The following is a 14439-nucleotide window of genomic DNA, read 5'->3' as shown; positions in this document are numbered from 1 at the left end:
GGCTAGTTTGCTTTGCTGACCTTGGGGGCCGATTTCTCACGGTAGAACTGCGTGAACTCGACCTCTGCATTGATGGTCTTGTTGGTGCCGCTGGGATTGATCTGCATGCGGGTGATGCCGAGGAAGCTCTGCGGCTGCTGCAGTGCGTGGAGCCAGCCAAAGAAGGCCTGCTCCTGAATACCCGCGAGGGTGATCTTCACAGTGGCCTTGTCAAAGTAGCCGAGGTTTTCCTCCAATGGCAGACCGTCAGGCCCGAGGACGCGTGCGGCTTCGATGAATTCCTTACCGCCGATGCTGATGCCCTTTTTTTCCGCTTCGGCAGTGATGACTTCCAGCAGCTTGGCCGAAGCCTCCTGCCGGCTAGTGAAGTTCGGGCAATGCTCCTCAAGCCAGCCGTACTTGTCCGCCCAATCCGCGCCCTGTGAGATGGCGAGATTCATATCGGCGAGACGATCGCGCAGGGTGTCGTTCTCCTCGCGAATGGACGTGTAGTTGTTGAAGGCGTACATGAACCCGCCACCGCCGATGATGGCGAGGAACAGGAAGGCGAAGACGCCGAGCAGAACTTTCTCGCTCTTCTTCATTCGCCTGCTCCTCCCTTCAGTTCAAAGCTGGCGCTGCTGTCGCTGGCGAAGACCGGCGGCGGGCCATTCAATGCGAAAGGAGCGAGTGCTTCGATCGATTTGAGAGCCTGGGTGTACTCGAATGCCAGGGTTGCGTTGGGCATGCGCCCACGCAGACTCATGCGCTCCGGTGTCCATTCCCAATGCGTGATGGAAACCTCCTTGGATGATTCCGGCTCCATAAGGTGCAGCAGAATTTGCTGCGGCCAGGTGGTGGGATCCACGGCTGGTGCGACCTCCTGCCACGCTTTTTTGTGGTCCATGACACGCGAGGCACGCGGCGCGAGAACGGCAACTTTTTCACGCAGCAGGTTGCGCTCCTGCACGGCCAGTGAGGTGAGCGTGGCGACGAGAGCAATGGCCGCGGCGATCACTGTTCCAGCCGCCAGCGCCATGAAGCGTGTCTTTGCGCGGCGCATCTGGCTTTGACGCTCGGCCGTGACATCCTGCGGCATGATCAGGCTGGAGCCACGCTCAGGCATCGTCGGCACCGGCATGTCGCAGCGGTAGGCGGCCAGGCCGGTGACACGCTGGATCTGCGTGATGTCCCCCTCGTCAATCCACAGCACAATGCTTTCGAGCCTGCCAAGCACGCCCTGAAAACCGAGCTGCAGACAGATGTTGTTGAGCTCAGCAAGTGCATGGGCATCCAGTTTGTTCGCGGACAGCGGGGTGCAATAGATCAACTGTGCCCCGCTGGTGATGGCGACAACAAGACGCCCCAGCTCACGGAAAATCGTGAGGCTGTTTTGCACCATCGGGTAGCACAGCGCGTGAAGCGTCACTTCATCGGGCAGCCGTGCGGTGTCGGCGAGCGGTGTCGGCAGATCCTTGAGCGCGAGGATGCGGGTGAGATACGCGCCTTCCTTTCCCTGCATGTTGCGCACCTGCACAGTGGATTCTTCATCCTCGGCCTTGATGCCCATGCGTTCGAGATGCAGCAGCGCCATGCTGCGCAGGTGCTCGGGCTGCCCTTTGAGCCAGGCGGGCAGCGCCCAGAAATGCACGGCCGGAAGTGCGAGCACCCGACGCTGGGCGTCTTTGCCAAACCGGGCACCTTCAGCGTTTTGCTCGGCAGACAGCAGGCAGGCGGCGCCCTCCGCACCCATCCAGCTTTGCCAGACTTGTGCGCCAGGGAGCAGCAGCTCGCAGGGTGGTTTACGTGTTTTTGCCATGGGCGGGTATTTCACCACGCCAGACGGCCTTGCCGTCCTGCGTGATGAGGATGAGTTTGCGTTGCAAGGGGCCGAGCGAACCGACGCTTTCGATGCGGCGGATGGGACCGGCGAACTGAATCCATTGGGTGAGCTGCGCAAGAATCTGCGGCTGATAGACGCCCAGCAACTGCGCCACCTGCGGCACGCTGCTGAGCCGCACATCATCCTGCGTATGCAGCGCGCCATCGCGACCTGCACGCAGCTTCAGCAGCGGCTGCACGCGCTCCAATGGCAGATCGGCCAGCAGAGCGATGAGCTCGGGACGTGCGTCGTTCACATCCACGCGGCCATCACCAAAAACCGTGAACCACTCGCGCCAGTCGGGCCGCTCGATGTTGACGTAGTCACGTTTTTCGGCGCCATTGAGGCTGACATTGCCGTCGGCATCCACCCAGTCCTTCAGCGCATCGCACAAGGCGGAGACAAACTGCTCCTTGAAGCCCCAGCTCGTGAACAGCCGGCGCAGCAGCACCTTGTCACCCGTCTGGATGAGATGATTGGCGTTCAGCCGCGCCTCCTCGGCCACGAGCTTGACGTTGTAGCCACCGCCATCGTTGGCGTTGAAGTGCAGAAGAGGATCGTCCTCGCGCATGACGGGATGGCGCGCCACCTCGATGCCCATCTCAGCGTAACGTTTGGCAAAAATGCGGCCGCGCATCATGCGCGTGTATTGGGAATCCGCCTGCAATGCCTTCGCACCTGCAAACACCACCATGCCGAGGACCGCGATCATCCAAAACACGACAATGAGCGCGGAGCCACGCTGCAAGGACGCATCCCGAAAGAACGACGAAGGAATGACGAAGCCGCCGGGTCTTGCCGACCGGCTCCGCAGCCCTTGCGTTACTGGAATTTCATTCGTCATTGTGGCGGAGGTGCCTGCGGCACGCTGACCTGGGCGAGGTCGTTGGCGATCCAAAACGTGTACTCGTGCTCACGCGGGTCGGCGGTGAAGGCAAACTTGAGCTTCATGAAAAGCGGTGGCTGCGGGCGCTTCTTGGGATCCCAGCTGGTGAACCACTTCTTTTCCTCCGGCTCATAAAACTGCCACTGCATCTGCTTGAGCCCTTCGAGGATGGGCAGTTCGGCAATGAGGTTGTATTCACCCGGCGTGCGGGCCTTGGGATTGATCTTGAAGTGACGCACCACGAGGCTCAGGTCTTTGGTCTCCCGGTTGCGCACAACGCCAAACTCAACGGCATCCGCGAGCTTCAAATGACGTTCCCAAGCGAAAGGCATGTGACCTCCAGCAATGAACAGATTGCCCGAAGCACCACGCGCCGCCTTTTCGAGGCCCGCTGAGAGCTGAATGCCGGGGTCCATCGTTTCCAGATAGTCACGCCATTGAGTGACGAAGTTGCTGATGCGCGTCTCGGCCACGCGGGCGGTGCTCATGGATTTGCCCAGCTGCATGGCACCGTTGGCCACGCCATAAACGGCGCTCAGGATGAAGCCGATGAGCGCCATGGCCATGATGACTTCGAGCAGCGTGAACGCGGCCTTAGATCGGACTGTGGGGCGAATACACATAGGTTTCCATGCTGCGTTTCATGCGCCGCGTGCGCCCGTCATTGATCCATGCTTCGGCGCGGATGCGAAACATGTGGTCGAGTTTGACCTTGTCTTTGTTGATGAGTTCAACCTTCTCGATCGTGGCGCTGGCGTCGATGTGATCGGCGGTGGGATTGAACGAAATGCTGGCGGCTTTGAACTCGGGCTGATGCGCCACCTCCGCGAGGACCGACTCCAGCACGCGCAGCACCTGCGCCTCCTGGCGCGCGGAGGTGGATGCCTTGGCGATCTCCTCAATCGCGCGCGTCATGCTGACAGCGACGAGCGAGAACAAGGCGAGAGCGAGAATGATTTCGAACAAAGCGAAACCATGAACAGATGAGGATGGACGGGTGTGTTTCATCCTTTGACCTGAATGGATTTGCGTTTCGCACACGCGGTGAGCGGATCGAAGCCGATCTCGATCAGCCCTGCCGGGCCGCTGATGCGCACCTCGATGGGCTCGCAGATGCCGCTGGGGCTGAACTCCCAGGCTTCGCCGCGTTTCGGTTTGCGGAAGGCTGCTTCGCCATAGCGGCGCACCTGCAGCATGCCGCTGAACTCATCGCTCGTGCCAAAGGCACCGGCGGAAAGCTCCATGCGTACGATCTGCTGGCTGTTGAGCGCCTGCAGCATGTTTTGCCGGGCGGTGGTTTCGATCATGGCCGCCGCACGCCGCAGCTTGTCTTCAGCGCGCACGCCGGAAATGCTGACGGTGGCAATGCCAATGATCAAAAGCGTGATCGACATGGCGACGATGATCTCCAGCAGGGTGAAGCCTGCTGCGCGGGAATGACGAACACCACGCTGAGAATTCAGCGTGGTTTGCAAGGTCTTGGTGATGGACTGGCAATTCGTCATTCTCGTTTGATTCGCTTCGCTCGTCGTTATTGATCCCAGCTGCCAATGTCATCCGCGTTGTCAGCGACGCCATCCGGCCCGGCTGAATAGACATCGAAGCCGGTCTTGTCCTTCACGCCGGGACGGCGGTAGTGGTAGGCGTTGCCCCAAGGATCGATGGGGAGTTTCTTGAGCTTGGGGCTCCAGCTTTGCGGAGCGGGGCGGCTGGTGGGTTTTTCAACCAGAGAGGAGAGGCCTTGTTCCGTGGTGGGCAGGAACATGTTGTCCACTTCATAGGCACGCAGCGCCGAGGTGATGCTGCTGATGTTGCCCTTTGCAGTGGTTTTTTTGCCGCCTTCAAGCACACCGCCGAAATTGACGATGGCCGCGCCCACAAGGAGCGCAACGATGGCGAGCACGAGGATCATCTCGACGAGGGTGAAGCCGGACGTCGGGTGGCGTGGTTGGGTTTGCGTATGTTTCATTGGGTGTGGATGGGAACGAAGCGGCTATTTGTTGATGCTGGAAATGGTCTGGAAAATGGTGGTCATCATGAGGTAGGCCATGAGGCCGACCATGCCGGCCATGAGGCAGACGATGAGGGGCTGGATGAGCGCAGCGAGCGTGTCGATCTTCTTGCTGAGCTCACGGTCAAAACGCTCGGCGGCGCGTTCGAGCGCGGCAGGCATGTCGCCGGTTTGCTCGCCCACATTCACCATGTCGATGAGCAACGGTGGGAACTGCGCACTGCGGTCCAGCGCGCGGGAAAGTGCGACGCCTTCGCCCACATTGCGCATGACGCTTTCGAAGCCCTGCTGCAAATATGGATTGTCGATGGCCTGATGGGTGAGCTGCATGGCCTGCACCATGGTGAGGCCGTTGCCGAGCAGATTGGCCATCGTTTCCAGGAACTGGACGTAGAAGCGTGCGCGAAAGATGCCGCCGAAGAGCGGGAGACGGAGCTTGAAATGCGCCCACGGAATGGCCGACTCGGGGCGCGAGACCCATGCCTTGCCCATGATGTAGGTGGCGATGCCGCCAAGGATGACCATCCACCAAGTGGCCTTAAAGGTGTCGCTGATCTTCAGGATGATCTGCGCTGCAAAGGGCAGCGAGCCGCCAGTCGAATCGAGCATCTCCGTGAGTTTCGGGATGAGATAGACGACGAACAGCAGTGTGACGGCAACAGCGGCGACGATTAGAAATGCCGGATAAAGCAGAGCGGAGAGCACCTTGGACTTCAGCGCCTGCAAGGAGCGCATGTACTGGGCCTGACGCTTTAAGATGGTGCTCAGCGAACCGCTGGCTTCACCTGCCGAAACCAATGCGCAGAAAAGTTTGCCAAAGCTAGGGCTCGTAGCTGCGATGGCTTTGGAGAAGGCCATGCCATCGCGCACTTTGCTGCGCAGCACCGTGGCGAGTGTTTTGATGCCGGAGAGTTCACGGCGACGCTCCATGGTGGCGAGCGCAGGCTCAAGCTGGATGCCTGCACCGACGAGGTCGGAGAGTTCTTCGATGAAGAGCACGACCTGAGGCAGCTTGAGCTTGATGGGACCACCCGGGATCGTTTCGGCGGCTGCGGCACTTTGTTTAGCCTTAGCAGCAGTGCTAGCGGATGTCTGGGCGGCACCTGCGGCTTCAAGCTTGATGGGCTGAATTTTCTTTTTTCCCAGCAGTGCAAACGCTTCGCTGCGATCCGACGCAGACAGCTCCCCGGTGATGACACCGGAAGGACCGTGAGCGCTGTAAACGAAGGTGGGCATGGGTTAGGCGGCTAAACGAGTGGGAGGCATGGAGGTCGTCTGCGGCGCGTGATTGCGGTCACTGGCGGCGGTGACGCTGAGGACTTCCTCGATGGTGGTTTCACCACTGAGCACTTTCTGAAAGCCGTAACCGCGCATGGGGACGTAACCATCCTTGAGGGCCTGCTTGTGAAACTCGGCAGGGTGCGCGCGGCTGTTGATGAGATGCTGCAACGCGTGAGTGACGAGACAGACTTCATAGATGGAGAGCCGGCCCTGGAAGCCGCTGCCACGGCAGGCCTCACAACCCACGGCACGCATGATTTTACCGGGCAAATGGGACGGAAAGCCGATGGACTTGAGGTAGCTCTCCTCCACCTCGGTGGGTGTTTTGCACACCGGGCAGAGTTTGCGCACGAGACGCTGGGCAAAGAAGGCGCGCACCGCGCTGGAGACGAGGAAGGGCTCCACGCCCATGTCAATGAGACGTGTGATGCCACCGATGGCGTCATTCGTGTGAAGTGTGCTGAATACCAAGTGACCGGTGAGAGCGGCGCGCACGGCGATCTCGGTGGTTTCAAGGTCGCGCATTTCTCCGATCATCACCACGTTCGGGTCACCGCGCAGAATGCTGCGCAGCCCAGCACCGAAGGTCAGGCCGATCTCGGGCTTCACCGCGATCTGCACGATGCCGGGCATCTTGTACTCCACCGGATCTTCAATGGTGACGATGCGGCGATGGGTCTGATTGAGATCGGTGAGGAAGGCGTACAGCGTGGTGGATTTGCCGCTGCCTGTCGGGCCGGTGATGAGGATGATGCCGTTGGGCAGTTTCAGCAGTTCATCGACGACGGGACGAATGTTGTCGGTCAGGCCAAGCCGGTTCACGGTGACCTGCTGCTGCGCGAGAAGACGCAGGCTGATGCTCTCACCTTCGACCGAAGGGATGGTGGCCACGCGCACGTCGATGGCGAGGCCGTCGAGTTCGAGATTGATGCGACCGTCCTGCGGGAGACGTTTCTCAGCGATGTCGAGACGGGCCATGATCTTGAGGCGGGCGATCACCGAGGCCTGCAACGATTTGATGTTCTCAGGCACCGGCAGTTCTTCGAGACGGCCGTCAATGCGGTAGCGAATGCGCAGGCGATCCTGCTGCGGCTCCACGTGGATGTCCGTGGCGCGTTGTTCCAGACCACGGCGGATGATTTGATTCACGAAGCGCACCACCGAGGCCTCTTCGTCCTCGGGCTCATCGAGCACGGTCACTTCATCCTTTAAATCCTCCGCGCCCCAGTCGGCACGACCGCGCAGGATCTTTTCAAACGTGTCTGCGCCGAGGCCGTAGAGCTTTTGCAGACCTTCGACAATGCGGGTGCGCTGCCCCACATGCCATACGACCGGCATCGACAAACTCGCAGCCACTCGCTGATGTGCCACGAGACTGAGCGGATCAAAGGTGGCGATGTGCAGCGTGCGCTCCGACTCCGTGCCATCCTCGTTTTTCGTTTCTTCCGTGAAGACTGGCAGCAGGCGATGACGCAGGGCGATCTCCGCCGGCAGCATGCGGCGCATCCCCTGCTCTGTCGGCTGGTCTTCATCTTTCGGTTCCCACCATGGCAGGCTGAGTGTTTTGGCCAGGGCCGTAAGGAAATCGCGCTCGCGCACGCCTTCACAATCCAGCACCGCATCCACAAAGGAGGTTTGATTGAAGCACGCCTCTTCCACCGCCTGCCGCACAGCAGGAAGATCGGCACAACCCGAGTCTTTGAGGATTTGATCGATGAGTGGAAGCATGAGGACGGAGCGCCTAAATTCGGCCTTATAATACCGTATAATTATGGTTTTTCATAGAAATGGCAAGTTTTTAATACTTCCAAACCATTTAGAGAGCCGAAAAGTTGAGATCTCTGTCCGTCGGCACGGACTTCCAATGGATGCCATTTTCCCCGCCCGCTACCTATTTGGCAGCGGTGATTTGTGCCACCATCGCGTCCAGAGAACCGTTTTTGATCGCGATCAGGCCCTTGGGGTCGATGAGATAGAGGGTGGGGAAATTGCGCAGGTTGTAGAGCGTGGTGTTGGGGCCGCTGCTGGTGTTGTCGAGCACGTTGCGGAAGCTCACCTTGTAATCGGCCAGCGCCTTTTTGGCCTCGGTTTCGATGTCCGTGTTCACGCCGATCACGACGGCGTTTTTGTCTTTGAGCTGTTCAGCCGCTTGGTTCATCAACGGCAGCGTGCCGTGGCAGGCATGGCACCAGCCGCCCCAGAAGATGACGATCACATATTTGCCACGGTAGTCGCTGAGCTTGAAGCTCACGCCATCGGCGTCCTTGCCCTCGATTTCCGGTGCCTCACAGCCGACCTGCAGGCTGGTCATCTCAAAGAACATTTTGGCGACAGAATCCGAGAGCTTGAAGCCCTGGATGGTGACATCCTCGTAGTCGGCATAGAGCTGCTGAAAACATTCGAGGGCCTTGGTCTTTGAAGCAGCGGCGGAGTCGCGATCGGACGAGGCGTCGAAGTTTTTGAAGTGAATGGCACCCAGGGCATAGAGCGCGGCGGCTTTTTCGTCACGGTGCGTGTTCTTTTCGATCACAGCCCTGAGCACCGGCTCGGCTGGCAGGCCGTGGTATTCGAGCTGCTTCACCGCTTCGGCGATGCCCGCGTGATCTGCAAAGGTGGTGCCAAGCATCTTCAGCGCCTCCTGTCCTTCGGGAAAATTCGCTGCGCCTGTGACGAGCCAGTTCACTCCTTTGACTACATCCGGCTGGTCCAGGTTTGCCTGCACCAGTTTCAGCATTTTCGTGGCATAAGGTCCGGCGCTGGGAATGCTGGCGCGGAATTTGTTCTTCTCTTCTTCCGTGGCGGCTGCGATGAGCTTCTGCGTGTTGGCACGCACGGAGTTTTCGTACTCATCAATGATCGAACGAATCTCCGTGGCAAGTGGTGTCGATGGAGCCTGGGCCAGGATGGATACAACGGACAGAAGGAGAATGGCGATGGATCTCATGGTGAATCAGCAAAGAGGAGGACGTGAGCGGAACCCAAGCAGCGACAGGCCTGCAACAAGGCACAGCAGCAGGCTCCCTGGCTCAGGAACAACGGCGAACGACTCGTAGACATTGTCATACACGAGCACGGGGACACCGTAGTTGTCTGTATGCTCGGTGAGCGTAAAAGTCCTGGCAGCAAGGCCGGTGTCGGGGGCTTCCACGCGATAGACGACACCATTGGTCAGGCCAGTGAGGGGGATGTTGAAACCGCCCGCGCTGTTGCTGAATCCGCTGGCCACGAGGATGCCGGTCGTGTCGTCATAAACATTGATCGCCTCACCAGCCAGCCCTTCTCCGGGGGTGTAAAAGGCATCTGCCAGAAGGGTGTCCTGATAAACAGAGCCCGTCAAAATGGCATCTGAAAAGTACGTGGTGCCATCAAACCGAAACTGTGAGGCCAGATGCTCGGTGATGACGTAGGGACCGATGGCAACGGAGTTGCTCCCTGGAATCGAGATGCTTTGGAAGCCGATGCCGATTTCTTTCATGCTTGCATCGAGCAGGAGATCGCGGTGTCCGGCCGGGTTCTGAATGCCGTTGCCATAACCGGCCGTCGCGCCATTGCCATCCCCCCAGTCGAGCACAAATGCGGCATGCGAATGAAAGGGCGACTGTGCCGAGGCAAAAAGGTTTTCACCCGCCCCCAGCCAGTTGGCACTGTATCCGCTGTTCTGGATGCGCTGGTCGAGAGTCAAGCCATCCAAAGAGTGCGCCTGCTGGTCTGAAGTCACCATGAGGTTGGAATACGTCGTGGCCGACACGTTCAAAGCACTGCTCCAAGCCAGCGCCGGTGCCGCAGTGAGAGTGGAAAACTGCGTGGCGAGGTCAGAGGCGCTGGTACCAAAGAAGTTCAGCGCAAAGGCGATAGTGGGATCGTTGGACTTGGGGGTGTCCCACACACCCGGCGAGGAAAAATTGACCAGCTTGGCCAGCTCGCCCTGTGGATCACTCCGAAATCGGTTCGTCAGTTCCAGCATGTACTGCTGCTCGGCCGTGGGATCTGCGGCCCCTGCCATTCCAAGCAGAAGCCCTGAAACACACAACACGCCCGCGCACCAGCCTGGCCAAAAGCGGTGTGTCGTTTTTCGCAAAACTGACGCGGATTGATTCACCTCCCTTAACGTTTGGTAATTATATTAAACTGCCAAGCATGATCCACAGAATCATCACTTTGCAGCGCAAAGTTTTACTTGCACCATTCACTTTGGCGCGCAAAGTGACTCACATGAGCACGACCGAAGCCGCCTTGGAGAATCTCCGCATCATTCGTTCCCTGATGGAAAAGGCGCACATCTATCGTGCCGTTTCCGCTCCTGCGGCGCTCGCCGGCGGTATGCTGGCGCTGATCGCTTCCGGGTGGCCGGTATGGCATGCCGTGAAAATGCAAGGCGAGGCCGCGATGTGTGACATGTGCTTCCTGGAAACCTGGCTCATCATTCTAGCCATTTCCTCGGCCTTGAATGTCTTCCTGCTTGCGAAAGAGGCCAAACGCCGCAACCAGCCTTTCGTTTCCGCCGGCATGCGCATGGCATTGCGCGCTTTCGTTCCGCCGTTGCTTGTTGGCGGCAGTGTGGGCATTGGTTTGATCGTGTTCCTGCACAATCTCACCCTCGCCGCACTGATCTGGGCGCTTTGCTACGGTCTGGCCCTGCTCAGCACGGCCAGCTTTTCGCCGCGCTCTTTGGTCCGTCTGGGCTGGGCTTTCGTGATCACGGGTCTGCTGACCTTCTTTGGCTGGGCCGCCTGCAGTGATGTGCGCCTGCTCTCCAGTGATCTCGGCCCGGCGTCTCTCGTCATGGGGCTCACCTTCGGCCTGCTGCATGTCGTTTACGCCCTGGCCGTTTTCTTCAGCGCCCAACCTGCGGAGGTGCAGCCGTAATGATCGACTTCGATCAAATCGACAAGCTCATTCACGAAAAGGGCCGGCTCTCCATCATGACGCTGCTCTCCACACGCGGCGAATGGGCCTTTCAGGACCTCAAGGCAGAACTCAGCATGAGCGACGGCAACCTCATCTCCCATCTCCGCACCCTCGGCACGGCCGGGTACATCAAGGAAACCCGCGACGAATCCGGCACCCGCCCGCGCACCAGTTATGAGCTCACCCCCGCCGGACGCACGGCTTTTAAAAACTACGTCGAAGTACTCGGCGAGATCGTCAAAGCCGCTCAGCAGACCTGACTCGCCGTTTTTTGCCCATTCACTTTGTCTCACAAAGCTAACACCACCATGAACATCATCCTCGCTCAACATCACGGCATGTGCTTCGGCGTCCGCGACGCCCTGCGCACCACCCACGCAGCCGCCCAGCGCGCGCCGCTCACCATCCTCGGTCAACTGGTTCACAATCCGCTGGTTGATCGCCATCTCGCCACTCTTGGTACGCAGCGCGGTGAACTCGATGATTTGAACAGCGCCAGTACCCAGCAGGTCGCCATCACCGCCCATGGCGCATCCGACCGACATCGACAGGCCTGGCAGCGTGCTGGGCACACCGTCGTCGACACCACCTGCCCTCTTGTGAAGAAGGCGCACCACGCGCTCGCCATGCTGGTGAACGAAGGCTACCAGCCCATCGTCATCGGCCAGAGTCAGCACGTGGAGGTGCGTGGACTCATCGGCGACTTCCCTTCCGCCGTGGTCGTGCTTGAGGAGGCCGACCTTGACCGTGTGCCAGTTCACCCTCGGCTGGGCATCGTTTCACAAACCACTCAGCCCGTGGAGATCGCCCTGCGTCTGGTGGATGCGATCAAGCGCCGCCACCGCAGCTCCGAAGTGCGTTTCATCGACACGATCTGCCACCCCACCAAGCAGCGCCAGACAGCCATGGATGATCTGCTGCGCGGCTGCGATCACATCGTCGTCATCGGTGGGCGCAACAGCAACAACACACGGCAACTCCTGCAAAAAGCCACCGCACACGGGCTGCCCGCGATCCAGATCGAAGGCGCCGGAGAACTCGATCCCGCTTGGTTTGGCAAAGCCCGCAACGTGGGCGTCACCGCAGGCACCTCCACCTTGGATGAAACGGTGGACGCCGTGATGCAACGCCTCCGCCAGATCGCCGCCGAAATGCGCAGCCACCCTGTCCATGAATTCCTCCGCTCCATGCTCCACGCCGCCTAACCCACAAACCAGCCATCCTTATGAACACTCAACATTGGATCAGCCACTTCGAAGCCAACACCAGACTCAATCATGCGCTGCACCTGTCGGACACCGCATGCGATCTGCCCGAGCACGTTCGCAGCGCCCTTGCCCGCTCCCTTGCTATTTTCCAACTGGGCGAAAGCGGTGGAGGCACGCGTTTGCGGCGCTACACCCGCAGCATCGCCTCGCTGGAAAATCTGCAGGGCTATCAGCGCGCCGTCGATCTCTTCGTCGCCGAGGAGCAGAGCCATGCCGCGCTGCTGGCCCGCACCGTCAAACATCTGCGCGGCACCTTGCTGCAAAAACAATGGACCAATTCCATCTTCCGCTGGATGCGCGATCTGGTGAACCTCGAGTTCAACATCCAGGTGCTCCTCACGGCGGAACTCATTGCCGAAGTCTATTTCGGCCTGCTCGCGCTACGCTGCAGCGATCCCGTGGTTCAGACCGTCGCCAAAAAACTCCTGCGCGATGAAATGGGTCATCTCTCCTTCCAGCGTGACTTCCTGTTCGAACGTCTCAAGACACTCACTCCAGCTGTGCAACGCCTTTGGCGCTGGCAGTTTCAGGCCATCCATTTCGCCACAGCCTGTGTCGTCTCCTGGGATCACCGCGACTGCCTGCGCAGTTTGAATGTCACTCCCGCCGACTTCCGCTCCCGCGCCCTGCGCTGCTGGCAGAGCTTCCAGTCACGACTGGAACGCCGGTTGCATGAGCATGAATCTCAAGCCCGCCACGACGAAGGATCAACACCCGGGTACAGCCGCTCCAGCAACGCCACCATGCAGTCTCCGGTGAGCTGACGTGACTGACGTGAAAGCGTGGCAGGCTGAGTGTCTTTTTGCACGCCGGACTTCCACAGATGGTCCAAGGCATCGGAGTGAAGATCGGTCACTTCATCCACGACTTCCTGCCATTGCTGCGGCTGTGCACTTTCCTTCCATTCACCCCGCCCACGGCCAAAATGGCAGATGGCAAGGTAGGTGAGAAAGGCCAGTTTGACCTGCTCACGAAAATGTTCGCGTGACCAGCGCAGGCGCTGGTCGCTGCCACGCACGAGATTGTAGCTGCGGATCAAAGCATAGGCACCAATGCCGGAAGCAAGGCCGCCCAGCAGCGCACCACCACCGAAGGTCATGCCGCCCAGCTTGAGATCGGCAATGAGTCCGCCCATGGCACCACCGGCGAAGCTTCCAAGCACACCCCAGATGTTTTCAGAAACGGCCTGGGGCATATGAAAATGCTCGCGCGCGATCTCGTTGAGTTCATGTCCGGCCTGACCTTTCAGACCATGGGCTTCGATCAAATTGTTGGTTGTCTGCTCGGTACGATCCGCGAGCTGCGTGGCCAGTTTTTGGCGTGCCTCGTTGTACTCGCGGTTCAGGTTATCGCGCTGCCAGCCCACGCGCTCCAGCAACGTTTCAGAGCGAACATCCACGCCGTCAAACAGCGCGGCGGTGAGCTGCTCTGAGATCAGGCGCACCGAAGCTTGAAACACCTCCACATTGCGCTGCGCCCAGGCGCGTTTGATCTGCAGGAAGGTCGGGATTTTGGAGCCTTGCATCAAGGGTGCCAGAGAGTCCATGAGAATGTCCTCCTGCACCCAGCAGCGGGCAAAGGCATCCAGCGTCAGCACTTCGCGCACCATCTCATACTGCTGCAAATGTGTCCGCCAGGAATCCAGCTCAGCGGCTTCCATGGATGAACTGCCCGGAAGCCCGGTCTGATTCAGCAGCACGATCACGGGTTTTTCCACCCAGCTGAGGATCTCCATCTCAGGCCCGATGTAGGCGGCGGCCTCAGGCGGTTCGGCGGCATTGACGAGATACAGCACCACGTCCGCTTCATCGCGCACATTTTTTAGCGCCTGCTGGCTGCACCACAAAGGCCGGTCGGTGATGCGGTCCCAGGTCTGCGACAGAAACCAGAGCACCGGGCTGCGCTCACGCTGGAGGCGCTTCAACAGCCGCGCACTGTCGCCAAAGCCCGGGGTGTCCCACAGCCGCAGCATGAAGCCGCCTGTTTCGAGCAGCGTGTGCGATTCATTGAAAAGGGTGACATGCGGCGCATCCTTCACCTCCCCCACATCACGGCGCAGCAGCGTGCGGGCCAGGGTGGTCTTGCCCGCGTTCGTGTGCGAAATGAGGCTCAGCGTGACGATGTCCGAGGCATCACGCACATTCAGCTCCGCCGACTGTCGGTCAGAGGAGCTGGCAGTTTTGGTTCTGGAAAAAAGAGCGGGCACTAGAGACGAAAACTTCAT

At 59.6% G+C, this 14439-nt stretch carries 16 protein-coding genes; 4 read left to right on the top strand and 12 right to left on the bottom strand.

The window, feature by feature from the left end; genetic code table 11:
- Positions 1-2 precede the first annotated feature (2 nt).
- The 11 genes from ACILSL_RS08540 to ACILSL_RS08490 all read right to left on the bottom strand — a co-directional run bounded on the left by ACILSL_RS08540 (position 3) and on the right by ACILSL_RS08490 (position 10042).
- Positions 3-584, bottom strand: a complete 582-nt coding sequence (locus ACILSL_RS08540; RefSeq protein ID WP_395731585.1) for a hypothetical protein — start codon at positions 582-584, stop codon at positions 3-5.
- Positions 581-1798 (bottom strand): hypothetical protein, encoded by a 1218-nt coding sequence (locus ACILSL_RS08535; protein WP_395731584.1) that lies wholly within the window; start codon positions 1796-1798, stop codon positions 581-583. The genes ACILSL_RS08540 and ACILSL_RS08535 overlap by 4 nt, the downstream gene beginning before the upstream one ends.
- On the bottom strand, positions 1782-2609 hold the full coding sequence (locus tag ACILSL_RS08530; protein WP_395731583.1) for a general secretion pathway protein GspK: 828 nt from the start codon (positions 2607-2609) through the stop codon (positions 1782-1784). Before ACILSL_RS08530 ends, ACILSL_RS08535 begins: the two co-directional genes overlap by 17 nt.
- A gap of 92 nt (positions 2610-2701) precedes the next feature.
- Positions 2702-3370 (bottom strand): type II secretion system protein, encoded by a 669-nt coding sequence (locus tag ACILSL_RS08525; protein ID WP_395731582.1) that lies wholly within the window; start codon positions 3368-3370, stop codon positions 2702-2704.
- Positions 3342-3755: a type II secretion system protein J gene (locus ACILSL_RS08520; RefSeq protein WP_395731581.1), complete on the bottom strand. Its 414-nt coding sequence runs from the start codon at positions 3753-3755 to the stop codon at positions 3342-3344. The genes ACILSL_RS08525 and ACILSL_RS08520 overlap by 29 nt, the downstream gene beginning before the upstream one ends.
- Positions 3752-4252: a Tfp pilus assembly protein FimT/FimU gene (locus ACILSL_RS08515; RefSeq protein WP_395731580.1), complete on the bottom strand. Its 501-nt coding sequence runs from the start codon at positions 4250-4252 to the stop codon at positions 3752-3754. Before ACILSL_RS08515 ends, ACILSL_RS08520 begins: the two co-directional genes overlap by 4 nt.
- 26 nt (positions 4253-4278) lie before the next feature.
- Positions 4279-4716, bottom strand: coding sequence for a type II secretion system major pseudopilin GspG (gene gspG, locus ACILSL_RS08510; protein WP_395731579.1), 438 nt, complete (start codon positions 4714-4716; stop codon positions 4279-4281).
- A 24-nt stretch (positions 4717-4740) separates the two neighbouring features.
- Positions 4741-5994 (bottom strand): type II secretion system F family protein, encoded by a 1254-nt coding sequence (locus tag ACILSL_RS08505; RefSeq protein WP_395731578.1) that lies wholly within the window; start codon positions 5992-5994, stop codon positions 4741-4743.
- A gap of 3 nt (positions 5995-5997) precedes the next feature.
- Positions 5998-7767 (bottom strand): GspE/PulE family protein, encoded by a 1770-nt coding sequence (locus ACILSL_RS08500; RefSeq protein WP_395731577.1) that lies wholly within the window; start codon positions 7765-7767, stop codon positions 5998-6000.
- A 163-nt stretch (positions 7768-7930) separates the two neighbouring features.
- Positions 7931-8983: a peroxiredoxin family protein gene (locus tag ACILSL_RS08495; RefSeq protein ID WP_395731576.1), complete on the bottom strand. Its 1053-nt coding sequence runs from the start codon at positions 8981-8983 to the stop codon at positions 7931-7933.
- 6 nt (positions 8984-8989) lie between these two features.
- Positions 8990-10042 (bottom strand): CAP domain-containing protein, encoded by a 1053-nt coding sequence (locus ACILSL_RS08490; RefSeq protein ID WP_395731575.1) that lies wholly within the window; start codon positions 10040-10042, stop codon positions 8990-8992.
- A gap of 209 nt (positions 10043-10251) precedes the next feature.
- On the opposite strand from ACILSL_RS08490, the gene ACILSL_RS08485 reads away from it, so the two are divergent.
- The 4 genes from ACILSL_RS08485 to ACILSL_RS08470 are packed head-to-tail and all read left to right on the top strand — an operon-like array spanning position 10252 to position 12979.
- Positions 10252-10905 carry a hypothetical protein gene (locus ACILSL_RS08485; RefSeq protein ID WP_395731574.1) on the top strand — a complete coding sequence of 218 codons (654 nt, stop codon included), beginning with the start codon at positions 10252-10254 and terminating at the stop codon, positions 10903-10905.
- Positions 10905-11207 carry a transcriptional regulator gene (locus ACILSL_RS08480; RefSeq protein ID WP_395731573.1) on the top strand — a complete coding sequence of 101 codons (303 nt, stop codon included), beginning with the start codon at positions 10905-10907 and terminating at the stop codon, positions 11205-11207. The genes ACILSL_RS08485 and ACILSL_RS08480 overlap by 1 nt, the downstream gene beginning before the upstream one ends.
- Before the next feature lie 48 nt (positions 11208-11255).
- Entirely contained in the window at positions 11256-12152 is an 897-nt protein-coding gene (ispH, locus tag ACILSL_RS08475) for a 4-hydroxy-3-methylbut-2-enyl diphosphate reductase (protein WP_395731572.1), read from the top strand.
- Positions 12153-12172: 20 nt separating this feature from the next.
- Positions 12173-12979: a hypothetical protein gene (locus ACILSL_RS08470; protein ID WP_395731571.1), complete on the top strand. Its 807-nt coding sequence runs from the start codon at positions 12173-12175 to the stop codon at positions 12977-12979.
- On the opposite strand, the gene ACILSL_RS08465 is transcribed toward ACILSL_RS08470, so the two are convergent.
- A complete protein-coding gene (locus ACILSL_RS08465) occupies positions 12901-14439 on the bottom strand; it encodes a GTPase domain-containing protein (RefSeq protein WP_395731570.1) in 1539 nt (512 codons plus the stop codon). The genes ACILSL_RS08470 and ACILSL_RS08465 overlap by 79 nt on opposite strands.

Origin of the sequence: Prosthecobacter sp. (assembly GCF_044222345.1) — a bacterium.
Lineage (GTDB): Bacteria > Verrucomicrobiota > Verrucomicrobiia > Verrucomicrobiales > Verrucomicrobiaceae > Prosthecobacter.
The sequence above is the reverse complement of the archived record's forward strand: the minus strand, read 5'-3'. Positions and strand labels throughout refer to the sequence as shown.

Bases quoted from the DNA above. Each gene is read 5' to 3' on its own strand.
- ACILSL_RS08540 (WP_395731585.1), bottom strand. From the start codon at position 584: ATGAAGAAGAGCGAGAAAGTTCTGCTCGGCGTCTTCGCCTTCCTGTTC.
- ACILSL_RS08535 (WP_395731584.1), bottom strand. From the start codon at position 1,798: ATGGCAAAAACACGTAAACCACCCTGCGAGCTGCTGCTCCCTGGCGCA.
- ACILSL_RS08525 (WP_395731582.1), bottom strand. From the start codon at position 3,370: ATGTGTATTCGCCCCACAGTCCGATCTAAGGCCGCGTTCACGCTGCTC.
- ACILSL_RS08520 (WP_395731581.1), bottom strand. From the start codon at position 3,755: ATGAAACACACCCGTCCATCCTCATCTGTTCATGGTTTCGCTTTGTTC.
- ACILSL_RS08515 (WP_395731580.1), bottom strand. From the start codon at position 4,252: ATGACGAATTGCCAGTCCATCACCAAGACCTTGCAAACCACGCTGAAT.
- gspG (WP_395731579.1), bottom strand. From the start codon at position 4,716: ATGAAACATACGCAAACCCAACCACGCCACCCGACGTCCGGCTTCACC.
- ACILSL_RS08505 (WP_395731578.1), bottom strand. From the start codon at position 5,994: ATGCCCACCTTCGTTTACAGCGCTCACGGTCCTTCCGGTGTCATCACC.
- ACILSL_RS08500 (WP_395731577.1), bottom strand. From the start codon at position 7,767: ATGCTTCCACTCATCGATCAAATCCTCAAAGACTCGGGTTGTGCCGAT.
- ACILSL_RS08495 (WP_395731576.1), bottom strand. From the start codon at position 8,983: ATGAGATCCATCGCCATTCTCCTTCTGTCCGTTGTATCCATCCTGGCC.
- ACILSL_RS08490 (WP_395731575.1), bottom strand. From the start codon at position 10,042: ATGGCAGGGGCCGCAGATCCCACGGCCGAGCAGCAGTACATGCTGGAA.
- ACILSL_RS08485 (WP_395731574.1), top strand. From the start codon at position 10,252: ATGAGCACGACCGAAGCCGCCTTGGAGAATCTCCGCATCATTCGTTCC.
- ACILSL_RS08480 (WP_395731573.1), top strand. From the start codon at position 10,905: ATGATCGACTTCGATCAAATCGACAAGCTCATTCACGAAAAGGGCCGG.
- ispH (WP_395731572.1), top strand. From the start codon at position 11,256: ATGAACATCATCCTCGCTCAACATCACGGCATGTGCTTCGGCGTCCGC.
- ACILSL_RS08470 (WP_395731571.1), top strand. From the start codon at position 12,173: ATGAACACTCAACATTGGATCAGCCACTTCGAAGCCAACACCAGACTC.
- ACILSL_RS08465 (WP_395731570.1), bottom strand. From the start codon at position 14,439: ATGAAGTTTTCGTCTCTAGTGCCCGCTCTTTTTTCCAGAACCAAAACT.